The organism is Variovorax sp. AC103 (assembly GCF_979254005.1).
In genome coordinates, this window is sequence record NZ_CEEDFC010000110.1 from 1 (window position 1) to 236 (window position 236).

1 pseudogene is annotated in these 236 nt (G+C 53.8%); it reads right to left on the minus strand.

The window, feature by feature from the left end:
* Positions 1 to 42 precede the first annotated feature (42 nt).
* Positions 43 to 236 (minus strand): annotated as a pseudogene (locus AC0IYU_RS35000) (PDDEXK nuclease domain-containing protein); the annotation flags it as partial.

Consider the following 236-nt stretch of genomic DNA (forward strand, 5'->3'; position numbering starts at 1 on the left):
CCGGCCAATCAAGAACAAACGGCACCTTTTGGTGCCGATTTTCTATGCGCGCGGTTTGTTTCTTTTGGAAGCTGTCTTGATTGGTGTTGCTTCAGACAACTGCCGGACTTCACGGCGCAGTTCCATCTCGAGTTCCTGCTCGGTTGGAAGGTGCAACTGGTAGCGGCTGGCGAAGAGATTGCGTTCTTGCTGCTCGCCCAACGTATACCTCACCACAGCATCGTTCTTGTCTGGCC